This is a genomic window from Desulfuromonas sp. (genome assembly GCA_002869615.1).
In the GTDB taxonomy this organism is placed as follows: Bacteria; Desulfobacterota; Desulfuromonadia; order Desulfuromonadales; family UBA2294; genus BM707.
This window is the reverse complement of record PKUH01000091.1, coordinates 73,935-86,492: the sequence shown is the minus strand read 5'-3', so window position 1 is coordinate 86,492 and position 12,558 is coordinate 73,935. Positions and strand designations below refer to the sequence as shown.

General features: G+C 54.7%; 12 protein-coding genes. 5 read left to right on the top strand and 7 right to left on the bottom strand.

Translation table 11 applies throughout. The annotated features are described in order from the left end of the window. Positions 1 to 47: 47 nt before the first annotated feature. The 7 genes from C0623_09085 to C0623_09055 all read right to left on the bottom strand — a co-directional run bounded on the left by C0623_09085 (position 48) and on the right by C0623_09055 (position 6,784). Positions 48 to 1,223, bottom strand: coding sequence for a KamA family radical SAM protein (locus C0623_09085; protein ID PLX99640.1), 1,176 nt, complete (start codon positions 1,221 to 1,223; stop codon positions 48 to 50). Between the two features lie 155 nt (positions 1,224 to 1,378). Then, positions 1,379 to 1,858, bottom strand: coding sequence for an ATP-dependent zinc protease (locus C0623_09080; GenBank protein ID PLX99639.1), 480 nt, complete (start codon positions 1,856 to 1,858; stop codon positions 1,379 to 1,381). Between the two features lie 33 nt (positions 1,859 to 1,891). After that, positions 1,892 to 2,962: a KamA family radical SAM protein gene (locus C0623_09075; GenBank protein ID PLX99638.1), complete on the bottom strand. Its 1,071-nt coding sequence runs from the start codon at positions 2,960 to 2,962 to the stop codon at positions 1,892 to 1,894. Between the two features lie 403 nt (positions 2,963 to 3,365). After that, positions 3,366 to 3,551 (bottom strand): hypothetical protein, encoded by a 186-nt coding sequence (locus tag C0623_09070; GenBank protein PLX99637.1) that lies wholly within the window; start codon positions 3,549 to 3,551, stop codon positions 3,366 to 3,368. Positions 3,552 to 3,612: 61 nt separating this feature from the next. Next, positions 3,613 to 4,632, bottom strand: a complete 1,020-nt coding sequence (locus C0623_09065) for a proline/glycine betaine ABC transporter substrate-binding protein ProX (protein PLX99636.1) — start codon at positions 4,630 to 4,632, stop codon at positions 3,613 to 3,615. Positions 4,633 to 4,705: 73 nt separating this feature from the next. Next, positions 4,706 to 5,545: a glycine/betaine ABC transporter permease gene (locus tag C0623_09060; protein ID PLX99635.1), complete on the bottom strand. Its 840-nt coding sequence runs from the start codon at positions 5,543 to 5,545 to the stop codon at positions 4,706 to 4,708. Between the two features lie 3 nt (positions 5,546 to 5,548). Next, the gene (locus C0623_09055; protein PLX99634.1) at positions 5,549 to 6,784 is read right to left on the bottom strand and encodes a proline/glycine betaine ABC transporter ATP-binding protein ProV; all 1,236 of its coding nucleotides are present in this window, start codon (positions 6,782 to 6,784) and stop codon (positions 5,549 to 5,551) included. Positions 6,785 to 7,219: 435 nt separating this feature from the next. Here C0623_09055 and C0623_09050 point away from each other — a divergent pair, with 435 nt between their 5' ends. The 5 genes from C0623_09050 to C0623_09030 all read left to right on the top strand — a co-directional run bounded on the left by C0623_09050 (position 7,220) and on the right by C0623_09030 (position 12,551). After that, a complete protein-coding gene (locus C0623_09050) occupies positions 7,220 to 8,515 on the top strand; it encodes an adenosylmethionine--8-amino-7-oxononanoate transaminase (protein ID PLX99633.1) in 1,296 nt (431 codons plus the stop codon). A gap of 199 nt (positions 8,516 to 8,714) precedes the next feature. Then, positions 8,715 to 9,770: a phosphate ABC transporter substrate-binding protein PstS gene (locus C0623_09045; GenBank protein PLX99632.1), complete on the top strand. Its 1,056-nt coding sequence runs from the start codon at positions 8,715 to 8,717 to the stop codon at positions 9,768 to 9,770. Positions 9,771 to 9,776: 6 nt separating this feature from the next. Beyond that, on the top strand, positions 9,777 to 10,706 hold the full coding sequence (gene pstC / locus C0623_09040; protein PLX99631.1) for a phosphate ABC transporter permease subunit PstC: 930 nt from the start codon (positions 9,777 to 9,779) through the stop codon (positions 10,704 to 10,706). Continuing rightward, a complete protein-coding gene (pstA, locus tag C0623_09035) occupies positions 10,703 to 11,548 on the top strand; it encodes a phosphate ABC transporter, permease protein PstA (GenBank protein PLX99630.1) in 846 nt (281 codons plus the stop codon). The genes pstC and pstA overlap by 4 nt, the downstream gene beginning before the upstream one ends. 163 nt (positions 11,549 to 11,711) lie before the next feature. After that, positions 11,712 to 12,551 carry a phosphate ABC transporter ATP-binding protein gene (locus C0623_09030; GenBank protein PLX99629.1) on the top strand — a complete coding sequence of 280 codons (840 nt, stop codon included), beginning with the start codon at positions 11,712 to 11,714 and terminating at the stop codon, positions 12,549 to 12,551. Positions 12,552 to 12,558: the final 7 nt, after the last annotated feature.

Sequence of the window (12,558 nt, the reverse complement as noted above, 5' to 3'; positions counted from 1 at the left end):
TTACTTCCTGTGGTTGTTATCAAATAATCAAGTTACGGCATCTACTTTTATAACTTGATCTCTTCAAGGTCATCGAGCCATCCCCCTTTTTCATTAAGCTGACGAATCAGAATTCGGGACGATTCTTCCTGGTGACCGGGCCGGGCATGCAGCTGTTTCAGGATCAGCTTGTCGTCAACCCGACCACAGATTTCAAGCTTGCCGATGTCGTGGCCGATGATGTACTTGAAACGCTTGGCGTAACCGTCCATCAGGCGGCGGGCGTCATCGACCAGGTCAACACCCTTTTTAAGGGGTACCTGAAAATGGTGACGGACGCGCTCGACCGGCATGCATTGGTAGAGGTAGTAAGGGTTGACCCCGATCTTCAACAGGCCGTCCATCAGTTCGGTCAGTGCTTCCACTGTATCGTTGACGCCGCTCAGCAGCACCGCCTGATTGTTGACCGTGACTCCGGCACTGCGCAAGCGCTTGACCGCTTCGGCCGCTTCCGGTGTGATTTCATTCGGATGATTGAAGTGGGTCGGGACATACAGCGGCTTGTCCCGGTTGAAGTCTTCGAGCAGTTCAATCAGTCCGTCCTCGAAGAGTCGCATCGGAAAAACGACGGGAGCCCGGGAGCCGATCCGGACGTAATTGAGATGATCGATATCGCGCAGGGAATCGAGCATTTTACGCAGCGCGTCGGTTGGCAGCAACAGCGGGTCGCCGCCCGACATGACGACATTCTTGATCTCGGTATGCTCGGCAATATACTCAGTGGCCTTCTGAAAGCTCTTGACGGTCTGGTCATTGGGAAGTCCGACCATCCGCTTGCGGAAGCAGTGACGACAGTACATCGAACAGTACTCGGTGGCGACAACGAGGGCGGTGTAGGGGTATTTGTGCAGGATCCCGTTGCCCTTGTCATGCTTGTCATCGCCGTACGGGTCACCGGTGGTCGCACCCATGTCGCCGGCCAAAATCATTTCGTCAATCGACGGCACGGCCAGCTTGCGGATCGGATCATCCGGGTAGTTCGGGTCAATCAGGTCCAGGTAATAACGTGGAATATTCATCGGATGCCGATCGGCAACCTTTTGCAGGTTCTTTTTCTCTTCCGGGCTCAGCGGCAGGTAGCTTTCAAGCTGCTCCACCGAGGTGATATTCTTTTTGAGCTCATCTTTCCAGTTGATATCGAGCCATTCTGATTCTGTTATTTTTGCAGTATTTGTTGAATACATTGTTAGCCTTTCCTGTTCATTTACTGTTATGCGTATCTTTTCAATCTGCGAAGTTGTTTCCGTTTGATAAGGCGCATCGCCTTGTCCATCGGGTCGTTTTTGCAACTTTAAGGTTTTAAGAACTCGTCTTTCCGCGCTGGAGCTTAATATTCCGTTCAGCCCGCCTTGAGCTGATTGCTGTAGAGAGATTCATTTAAAATTCCCAACTGATGCTCTTTTGTCGGATCGATCAGATATCCGAACCCCTGCAGGGCGTTGCGGCCAAGGTGGAAAGAGAAGGGCTCGTTCTGCGACGGGTTCAGGACAACTTCGGTGACAATGCTTTTTGCGCCCAGGGTCACGGTCGACTCGATCACAAAAAGATTCTCATCGTGGTGCTCGGAATTCTGCAGGGCTATATGTTTTTTTACCGGGGCCTGGCTGACAATCCGGACTTCATCCCTGTGCGGCAGCGGGTTGACGCCAAAACGGACCCAGAGGTCGCCGCCCTGACGATAGTGCTCGATGAACGAAGTCTGTAAGGTGGAACTCTCGGAGCCGGTATCGATAATCGCTACGAGTCCCGGAATTCCGATATCTGGCAGCCTGAGCCATTCCCGCCAGCCGGACACCGTTGTCACTTCTGGCTTGTTCATGCAATCTCTCCTTTCCTGATTTAAAAAACAGGATCAAACTTTTGGTAAGAAGGTTTGTTCGCCTTTATGGTTGCGTAATGTATATTGTTCATCGTCCGAGCCTTCGATGTAGTAATCGGGCATCAGTGGGATTTTGCCGATATTTGTTGCCACGACATGCATCGGCTGGGCAAGGCCGGTGGTATGGCCACGCAGGGCGTCTCGGATCAATTCCGAACCTTTTTCGACCGGAGTTCGGAAATGGTCAATACCGGGTGCTGCTTCGCAATAGAAGACATAATAGGGCCGGATACGGACCTGCAGCAGTTTCTGATGCAGATTGCGGAAGGTTTCGACATCATCGTTAATTCCCTTAAGGAGAACCGCCTGGTTGCCGACATTAACCCCGCAGGAGAGCAGGTCAAATACCGCCCTGGCGGTCTCATCGGTAATCTCCTTCGGATGATTGCACTGGGTGTTGATCCAGATCGGTACGCGGTGATATTCGCCGAGGACTTTTTTGAGCCCCGGGGTGATCCGTTGCGGCAGGACAATCGGCAGCCGGGTCCCGAAACGGATCATTTCGATATGTGGTAACTCACGCAGCTTGCGGATCAGGTATTCCAGCTGTTCATCGGAGAGCAGAAACGGATCACCGCCGGTAATCAGGACATCACGTACCTCCGGATGCTCGGCGATCCACTCAAGACCCTGGTCAACATTGAAGTCGAGCTTGAGGTCGCCGTCGACGACCAGCTCCTTGCGGAAGCAGTGGCGGCAGTAGATACCGCAGGTCTGGGTAACCGTGAAGGCAACCCGGTCCTTGTACTGGCGGGCAATGCTGTCGGGCCGTTTTTCTTCGGTCGCCCGATTCTCTTTCCAGACCAGGTAGTCATCCATTCCATACTTGTTGCGTTCTTCAAGTCGTGACGGAACGACCTGCCGGCGGATCGGGCAGTTCGGATCATCGCGGTCCATCAGCGATGCAAAATAAGGAGTTGTCCCCCAGGTTGTTTGAGTGGTCCTGAGGACCATGTCTTCCTCGGGAGTAAGGTCGATATGCTCCTTTAATCGGTCAACCGTATTGACAAAGTTTTTAAGCTGGCTCTGCCATTCTTGATTCATTACGTCTCCTTAAAGTGTTTCGGTTAGATGCACAGAAAATCCTGCTCATCGTTCAAAATAAACAGGTACGTTTTGTAAACAGGTACGTTTTGCAGATAAGAAAACGGACTCGACAGCATATATGCTGCGAAGATTGACAAGTTCAGGCGCAACGTGCCTGTTAATATTAATTATTGGTTTCTGGTTCTTGGCAGGGCCACCCGCACCCGGTATCGAGACGGAGCGTCAGGATCCAGTGCTGCCCTGTTGAGAGAGGGTTCGTCCCGTTTTTGCCCGGGGCATAAACGGTCCACCTCATTTGCGGGTCTATGGTCGGAACGTTCGGAAGGAGAACGCCGCCATCAACTGAGCGATACTAACACAGGTGCTGGTATGAATGCAAATGAGACCGGATTTCAACTATTTACTTAAGGTTGAGATTACTGAAGATAAAATGAAAGCCGGTGATAATGCCGAGCGAAAATATTGAAGAAAATATGGAAATAATGGTCAACCCCAAAGCGAGACGCCTCTTTTTGATCCGGAACGTCAGGTAGGCGAGGTAGGCACAGAGGATGCTGAGCGGGATCGAGATAATCAGAAAGAGCATGGCCAGTTAAATAAAAAAGGGGCGGGCCGAGCCCGCCCCTCTCTTTTCGTGTTGATGATATTTACATCGCTGCCTTGCGGGCTGCATCAAGCCAGGAATTCCATGTCTCCTGATTTTTACTGATCCATTCCTTGACATGTTTTTGAATGTCTTCTGCCGATTTTTCACCTTCCTGCATTCTGGTGTTCTGCGCATTCACATCGGCAAGGTCAAGTTTCATGATTTCAAATAACTTGGCCGCCGCCGGATTTTCTTTTAAAAATTTCTTGTTGGCAACGATCCTGATATCGGCGACAACAAATCCGAGCTTGATCGGATCCGAGACCGCTCCGGTCACACCACTTTGAACCATCTGCTCTGTGGAGTTTTTTTGGGCCGGTGTTGGGTTGATTTCCGGAACATTAATCCACATGACATCGGTGCCCGGCTTCAGTTTGTGAATCGTCCAGTTTGGAGCCCAGGTATAAAAGAATACCGGTTGACCGTTTTTATAACGGGCAAGACCATCGGCCATGCTGGCTGAATAACCGGCTTTGATCGGATTGATGTGATCTTCGAGGCCATAAACATCCATATGGTGCGAAATGACCTTCTCACATCCCCAGCCCGGAGGGCAGGCGATCAGATCAGCTTTGCCATCGCCATTGGAGTCAAATGCCTTTTTCACGTCATCTCGTTTAAAATCGTCAAGAGACTTGATGTTGAATTTTTCGACGGCCTTCTTTGAGACGAGGTAGCCTTGAAGCCCGCCGGCCTTCATCAGATCACCGATTGGAGTGGCACGGCTTTCGAACTGTTTCGGAGTCTGGTCATTATGCATCGGGAACCAGCCGTTCGCCCAATAATCAACATCGCCAAGAGTGACCGACTGATAAAAAAGAGGGTTCTGTAATTCCTTGACGTCTTCGACTTCGTAACCAAGTTCGGTCAGGGCTTCGCGGACCAGCGCTTCATTGAAATACCCGGTGTTCCAGGTGGCACGGGCCGGTTTTACCGTTACCCCGTCTCCCGGTTTGTGATGGGCGGCAACCGCTGGAAGCGCCAGAGAGAGCATAATCAAGACCATAAGCAAGCGTTTCATGTGTTTCTCCTTTTTGATTGAGGGAGTCTTGCCAGTCCAAATTCAATGATGGCGGCAAGACTCAGTTGATTGTTTATTGTTGCCCGAAACTTTGTGTAATCCGATCCAACATCATGGCGAGCAACACAATCGCAATACCGCCGATGGTCGCCAATCCGATTTCCAGGGTATTCAATCCCTGGACCACCGGGTTGCCGAGGCCGCCGGCGCCGATCAGGGCGGCGATGACGACCATTGAGAGGGCCATCATCAGAGTCTGGTTGAGGCCAGCCATAATTGACGGCAGAGCCAGTGGAAATTGAACCTTGCGTAGTACCTGCCAGGGGGTCGCCCCGAAAGCGAGCGAAGCCTCGATCAACTCCGGATGGACCTGGCGAATGCCGAGACTGGTCAGGCTAACAATCGGCGGCAGAGCAAAAACGATGGTGGCCAGGATCCCCGAGACAGTGCCGATACTGAACAGCATGACCACCGGCACAAGGTAAACGAATGGCGGAATGGTCTGCATGGCATCAAGCGCCGGGCGGAGGAACAGTTCAAAGCGATCGCTGCGCCCCGACATGATGCCGAGGGGGATACCGACAATAGCGCAGAAAAAGACCGAACTGACAACCATCGCCAGGGTGATCATGGTATCTTCCCAGAGTCCGAGATAACCGACCAGAACCAGAGTGATCAACGAGAATATTGCCACCCGTTTGCCCGCATAGTACCAGGCTATAGCAACAAAAAAAAGGATGACAGCAATCGGCGGCAACGTGGTGAAAACCCACTCAAATCCTTTCAGGCATAGTTCAATCGGGGTTTTGATGGCCTGGAAAATATCACGGTGATTATAGACCAGCCAGTCGACAAAAGACTGAACCCAGTCGTCCAGTGGTATTTGTTTTTCTTCAAAATTAAAAAAATTCATCGGTTATTTTTCTCCGTTGCTTGCAGGTTCAATTTCATCCAGGTCATCCTGGCTGCGATGCAGGGTTTTCAGGAACAGGTTCTTTGAAATTGCGCCAAGAAACTTGCCATCGTCATCAAGGATAGGCACGGCCCAGCTATGGCTTGCCACTTCAGGCAGGATGTCCTGCATCGAATCACTGGCATTGGCCGTGATCACATCATCGAGATAAGCATCGCTGATCAGCTTGTCCGACTCGATGACATCCCGCAGGGTGTCGGTCGAGACGATTCCCTTGAAGCATCGTTCGCTGTCAAGCACATAACCGTAATCCCGGTCATTCTTGATCAGGCGTTGCAGGGCCGCACGGGGGTTTTTGCCGTCGGTGATCGGGATAGTAACCTGGGTATCGCTGGCGATATCGCCGGCGGTCAGTATATTGGTCGGATCGACGCCGCGGAAGAAAGCGCGGACGTAATCGTCGGCCGGGTTCTGCAGGATTTCTTCTGGCGTACCGACCTGGACGACGCTGCCGCCTTCCATGATGGCAATGCGATCACCGATGCGCATTGCCTCATCGAGATCGTGCGAGATAAAGACGATTGTTCGCTTCGACTTCGACTGCAGTTTCAGCAACTCGTCCTGCATTTCGGTCCGTATCAACGGATCAAGCGCCGAGAAGGCTTCATCCATCAGCAGGATATCGGGATCGACCGCCAGACCGCGAGCCAGACCGACCCGCTGCTGCATGCCACCGGAAAGTTCGTTCGGTTTGCTGTCGGCCCAGGGGTCGAGTCCGACCTGTTCCAGTGCTGCCATGGCCCGTTGATTACGGGTCTCCTTATCGACTCCGTCCATTTCGAGGCCGAAGGCGGCATTTTCCAGGACGGTCATGTGCGGCATGAGCGCGAACGACTGGAAGACCATGCTCAGCTTGGCGCGGCGTAGCTTGACCAGCTCTTCATCACCCATTTCGACGATATTTTCATCATCGATCAGGACCTTGCCCGCTGTCGGTTCGATCAACCGGTTGAGCATCCGGACCATCGTCGATTTGCCGGAGCCGGAGAGACCCATGATGACGAAAATTTCACCTTTCATGATATCAAAGCTGGCATCCTGTACGCCGACAGTGGTTTCGGTCTTTTCAAAGATCGCTTCCTTGTCGAGCCCTTCACCCAGTAACGTTAAAGCTTTTTTTGGATGAGGGCCGAAAATCTTGTAGAGACCTTCAACCCTGATTTTGACTTCCTGTTCCATTTTGATTAGTGATCCTTTCCTCAACAAACAATAACTTCAATTCAGACAAGGCTGGCTCATCTGGTATCGTGCAATTACAGGTTCGCCCTGCATGCAATGGCACGGTTCAATAAAAAGCACAGGTAATCCGTGCCAAGATTAATATTTGATCTTTGTTAGGACAGGGCCACCCGCACCCGGAATACCGACGGTTCATCGGAATCCAGTGCTGCCCTGAAAGAGAGTCTCGGCTGGTAATTGCTACCAGCTCCGTACTCGTTGCGGGTCTTGGGATCGAAACGCTCAGGAAAGAACGTCGCCCAGAGATTCAATAACCATACAGCCTTGAAGGTACAGAGTCAAATTTTAGTTTAATTAAATCTACGGCAGGTTACTTGGTTGGCACTTGTCATTCCGGTAATAATTCTTTAGGCTGATACCCTGATGGGAATACAAATGAAGATCACTGACGATAAAAAAACAGATAGTCTGCTCGCTTTTGATCGGGAACATCTTTGGCATCCTTATACCTCGATGACCAGCCCTTTGCCGGTCTATCCGGTCGAATCGGTTTCCGGGGTTCGGATCAAGCTGGCTGACGGCCGCGAACTGATCGACGGCATGGCCTCGTGGTGGTCGGCAATTCATGGCTATAATCACCCGGTGCTGACCACGGCTCTCAAGGAGCAGGTCGACCGGATGGCGCATGTCATGTTCGGCGGCCTGACCCACGAGCCGGCGGTTGAACTCGGCCGGCTGCTGGTTGAGATGACACCTGCCGGGCTCGACAAGGTTTTTCTCTGCGATTCCGGTTCCGTCGCCGTCGAGGTGGCGATGAAGATGGCGATGCAGTATCAGTACGCCCGCGACCGGCAGGGCAAGAACCGTTTTCTGACCATCCGCTCCGGCTACCACGGAGATACCTTTCACGCCATGGCGGTTTGCGATCCGGAGACCGGCATGCACGGCATCTACCGCGGCGTCCTGCCGGAATACTTTTTTGCCGAGAGGCCGAATTGTCGTTTCGGCGGTGCCTGGGACCCGGCCGATATTGATTCGTTCCGGAAGCTGATCACGCAACACCACGCCGAACTCTGCGCCGTTATCCTCGAGCCGATAGTTCAGGGAGCCGGCGGTATGCGTTTTTATCACCCGGAGTACCTGCGCCAGGTGCGGCAGCTCTGCAGTGAGTTCGACGTGCTGCTGATCGCCGACGAGATCGCCACCGGCTTCGGCCGCAGCGGCAAGCTCTTCGCCTGTGAACATGCCGGGGTCAGCCCCGATATCCTCTGCCTCGGCAAGGCGCTGACCGGCGGCATGATGACCCTGGCCGCCGTGCTCGCCACGGCCGAAATCGGCGAGACCATTTCGTCGAAGGAGCCGGGAGTCTTCATGCACGGTCCGACCTTTATGGGGAATCCGCTCGCCTGCAGTGCGGCGGTTGCCTCGATCCGGATGTTGCGCGATTCCGAATGGCAGGACAATCTCGCCCGGATTGAAAATGGTTTACGGGAAGGCCTTGCCCCCTGCCAGGGATTGCCGCAGGTTGAGGAGGTTCGGGTGCTCGGGGCGATCGGCGTGGTCGAAATGAAACAGCCGGTCGACATGGCATCAATCCAGCAGGCGTTCGTCGAACGTGGTGTCTGGGTGCGGCCGTTCGGCAAACTTGTTTACGTGATGCCCCCCTACGTCATCAGCGATGATGATCTCGCAACACTGACCACCGCTATCGGCACTGTTGTTGGCCGGTGACTTGTTCACAGCGGACTTCAAATAGCCCGACAACCTGCTTCGACGAAAAAACCTGACATATCCTCCTGTTGCTTCTTTCCGCACATATCTTCTCTTGATCCGATTATTTCATCAAACTTTTACAGGCCACTAACAAGGGCCTAACATTTCAGCGGCATTCTCTGGTGCAAACGATGGAACAAAAAAAGGAGAAGAGAGAATGTTATACCAACTGACGAAAAACATTACAGCGATCCTGGTCACACTATTCACCCTGGCCGTCTTCAGCGGCGTTGCCATCGCCGGGCCCACGATCAACGGCGCCGGCGCCACCTTCCCGTACCCGGTATATGGCCAGTGGGCTTACCTGTACAACAAGGAAACCGGGGTCAAGCTCAACTACCAGTCGATCGGCTCCGGTGGCGGCATCAAGCAGATCACAGCCAAAACAGTCGACTTTGGTGCTTCCGACGCACCGCTGACCAGCGACAAGCTGGAAAAGGAAGGGTTGCTGCAGTTTCCGATGGTCATGGGCGGCGTCGTTCCCGTGGTCAACCTCCCGGGCATCAAGCCTGGGGGTATCAAACTGACCGCCGAAACCCTTTCCGGGATCTTCCTCGGCGAAATCACCAAATGGAACGATCCGGAAATCGCTGCAGCCAACGCCGGCGTTAAACTGCCTGATACGGCGATCACAGTTGTCCACCGGGCCGACGGTTCCGGCACCACCTGGATCTTCACTAATTATCTGAGCAAGGTTTCCCCGTCCTGGAAAGAGAAGGTCGGTAATGCCAAGTCGGTCAAGTGGCCGGCCGGGGTTGGCGGCAAGGGGAACGAAGGGGTGGCGGCCTACGTCCAGAGGATCAAGGGCGCCATCGGCTACGTCGAGTATGCCTATGCCCTGCAGAACAAGCTGACCTACGCCTTACTCAAAAACCGTGACGGTGGCTTCGTTGCGCCGACCAGCGAAACATTCCAGGCGGCTGCTGCCAACGCCGAATGGGCCAAGGCTCCCGGGTTTTACCTGGTGCTGACCGACCAGCCGGGCAAGATCAGCTGGCCGATCACCGGCGCCTCCTTCATCCTGGTGCACAAGGATCAGAAGGACGCGGCGACGATCAAGGCGGTTCTCGACTTCTTCGACTGGTGCTACGCCAACGGTGGACCGACGGCCGAGAAGCTGCACTACGTGCCGATGCCGCCGAAAGTGGTCAAGCTGGTCCAGAGCAAGTGGAGCAATGAGATCAAGGCCGGAGGAAACCCGGTCTGGAAATAGGACGGTATGCTTAAACAGACGAACAACAAGCTGGATCCGATCTTCCGCTGGGCAACGCTCAGCGGAAGCTTGCTCATTCTGATCACGGTCATCGGCATCCTGCTGACTTTGACCCACGGTGCATTTCCGTCACTGGAAAAATTCGGTGCCGGTTTTCTCACGTCCTCGGAATGGAACCCTTACACGCATGAGTACGGGGCATTGAGCAGTGTTTACGGCACTCTGGTCTCGACCCTGATTGCCATGGTTATCGCCGTGCCGCTGGCGATGGTGATAGCACTTTTTCTGGTCGAGCTCGCCCCGCCGGCCCTCGGCCGCGTCGTCGGCGGGGCGATTGAGCTGCTGGCAGCGATCCCGAGTATCATCTACGGCATGTGGGGCCTGTTCGTCTTCGCGCCGTTCCTCGCCGATCATGTTCAGCCGGCACTTGCTGCCATCGCCCCCGGTTTCCCCCTGTTCGCGGGGCCGCCAATGGGGATCGGCATGCTCTGCGCCGGCATTATCCTGGCGCTGATGATCCTGCCGTTCATTACTTCGGTCACCCGCGATGTTTTCCAGATGGTGCCGAGTGTCGTCAAGGAATCGGCCTATGGCATGGGGAGCACAACCTGGGAAGTGACGCGCAAGGTGACTATCCCGTACGGTATTCAGGGGGTGGTCGGCGCCTGTTTTCTCGGCCTCGGCCGTGCCATCGGCGAAACCATGGCCGTGACCTTTGTGATCGGCAACAGCCACGAAATTTCGGCGTCGCTCTTCTCGGCCGCCAATTCAATCGCTTCGACTCTCGCCAATGAGTTCACCGAGGCGGCCGACGAGATTTACCTGGCGGCGCTGATCGAGCTCGGGCTGGTGCTGTTCGGGCTGACCCTGGTGCTGCAGGTTATTGCGCGCTGGTGGCTGCGCCGCACGGCAAAAAGGCTGGGGGCTGTACGATGAAGCCGAGAAATATCCAAAAACGCAAACTGATCGATCTTGCGGTTCGACTGTTCAGCGGTGCTGCCGCCATATTCGGTATCGCCATGCTCGGCTGGATTCTCGGGACCGTTATGCTCAAAGGGGCGGCGGCGATCAACTGGGAATTTTTCACCGAGCTGCCGGCGCCTCCGGGGCTACCGGGCGGCGGACTCGCCAACGCGATTTTCGGCACCCTCTATATTACCTTTCTGGCGGTGTTGATCGGTGTACCGGTTGGCCTCGCCGCCGGCATCTGGCTGGCCGAGTTCGGTAATGAGTCGAAGCTCGCCGAAGCGGTCCGCTTCGGCGCCAACCTGCTGATGGGAACACCGTCGATTATTATCGGTGTTTTCGTCTTCGTGATCATGGTTTCGACAACCGGACACTTTTCCGGACTGGCCGGTGCGGTCGCTCTTGCGATCATCATGCTGCCGGTCGTCGCCCGCACGACCGAGGATATGCTGGTGCTGGTTCCCTCGGCCCTGCGCGAGGCGGCCCTGGCGCTCGGGGTACCACGCTGGAAGGCGACCCTCGGCGTTGTTTTCCGGGCCGCCAGGTCAGGCCTGCTTACCGGGACCCTGCTCGCGGTCGCCCGGGTCAGCGGCGAAACGGCGCCGCTACTCTTCACCGCCCTCAACAGCCCGTACTGGCCGTCGTCGGTGAACGAGCCGACCGCCAACCTGACAGTCACCATCTACAATTACGCCATGTCGCCTTACGACGACTGGCAGACCCTCGCCTGGGGCGCTTCGCTGCTGATAGCGGCCAGCGTCCTCGGCACCACAATACTGACACGAACCATCCTCTGGTACAGGAGTAAGTAGTGACCCGTACGGTTAGATCCATCAATAAATTTCGGCCCTTTTCGCCGTTGCCGGCGTTGCGAAAACTTGGTTTGGCTAAAGCCAGGCCTGCGCATTCGCGCCTTGACAACAATAAAAAAATCTCAAAATTTCAATTGCGGACTAACCGCACAGGACACTAGCTATGCAAGCAACTGCAACCATCAAACGTGAATTCGCCGACACGGCCAATGCTCCACCGGTGAGCCGGGAATACGTGCTGGCCGGCGAAGAGATCAAGATCGCGACCAAAGGGCTCAATTTCTATTACGATGAGCAGCAGGCGCTGTTTGACAATGATCTTAAGGTCGCGGCCAAAAGGGTGACTGCCATTATCGGCCCTTCCGGCTGCGGCAAGTCGACCCACTTGCGAACCTACAACCGCATCTATGAGCTCTACCGAGGTCAACGGGTCACCGGTGAAGTCCTGCTTGACGGCGAGAATATCTTGACCGGTGATTGCGATCCACTTGAGCTGCGGCGCAAGGTCGGGATGATCTTCCAGAAACCGACACCGTTTCCGATGAGTGTCTTCGATAATGTTGCCTACGGCGTCAAGCAGCACTACCAGGTCAATAAGGGAGAACTGCAGGACCGGGTCGAACAGGCGCTCCGCCAGGCGGCGCTCTGGGACGATGTGAAGGACAAGCTCAACAAGCCGGGCACGGCCCTCTCCGGTGGTCAGCAGCAGCGGCTCTGCATCGCCCGCGCCATCGCCGTTGAGCCGGAGGTACTGTTGATGGATGAGCCGACCTCGGCGATCGATCCGGTTGCCACGGCCCGCATCGAGGAGTTGATCAACGAGCTCAAGGAGCGCTACACCATTGTTATCGTCACCAACAACATGCAGCAGGCGGCCCGAATTTCCGATTACACCGCTTTTTTCTACCAGGGTGAAATCGTCGAATTCGACCAGACCGACCAGCTCTTCACCAACCCGGTCAACAAGCAGACCGAAGATTACATTACCGGACGTTTTGGTTAGAGAACAG

What these genes read in the sequence shown, in the direction of transcription:
- C0623_09030 (PLX99629.1), top strand. Translation starts at nt 11,712, where the DNA reads ATGCAAGCAACTGCAACCATCAAACGTGAATTCGCCGACACGGCCAAT.
- C0623_09055 (PLX99634.1), bottom strand. Translation starts at nt 6,784, where the DNA reads ATGGAACAGGAAGTCAAAATCAGGGTTGAAGGTCTCTACAAGATTTTC.
- pstC (PLX99631.1), top strand. Translation starts at nt 9,777, where the DNA reads ATGCTTAAACAGACGAACAACAAGCTGGATCCGATCTTCCGCTGGGCA.
- pstA (PLX99630.1), top strand. Translation starts at nt 10,703, where the DNA reads ATGAAGCCGAGAAATATCCAAAAACGCAAACTGATCGATCTTGCGGTT.
- C0623_09065 (PLX99636.1), bottom strand. Translation starts at nt 4,632, where the DNA reads ATGAAACGCTTGCTTATGGTCTTGATTATGCTCTCTCTGGCGCTTCCA.
- C0623_09075 (PLX99638.1), bottom strand. Translation starts at nt 2,962, where the DNA reads ATGAATCAAGAATGGCAGAGCCAGCTTAAAAACTTTGTCAATACGGTT.
- C0623_09045 (PLX99632.1), top strand. Translation starts at nt 8,715, where the DNA reads ATGTTATACCAACTGACGAAAAACATTACAGCGATCCTGGTCACACTA.
- C0623_09085 (PLX99640.1), bottom strand. Translation starts at nt 1,223, where the DNA reads ATGTATTCAACAAATACTGCAAAAATAACAGAATCAGAATGGCTCGAT.
- C0623_09060 (PLX99635.1), bottom strand. Translation starts at nt 5,545, where the DNA reads ATGAATTTTTTTAATTTTGAAGAAAAACAAATACCACTGGACGACTGG.
- C0623_09050 (PLX99633.1), top strand. Translation starts at nt 7,220, where the DNA reads ATGAAGATCACTGACGATAAAAAAACAGATAGTCTGCTCGCTTTTGAT.
- C0623_09070 (PLX99637.1), bottom strand. Translation starts at nt 3,551, where the DNA reads ATGCTCTTTCTGATTATCTCGATCCCGCTCAGCATCCTCTGTGCCTAC.
- C0623_09080 (PLX99639.1), bottom strand. Translation starts at nt 1,858, where the DNA reads ATGAACAAGCCAGAAGTGACAACGGTGTCCGGCTGGCGGGAATGGCTC.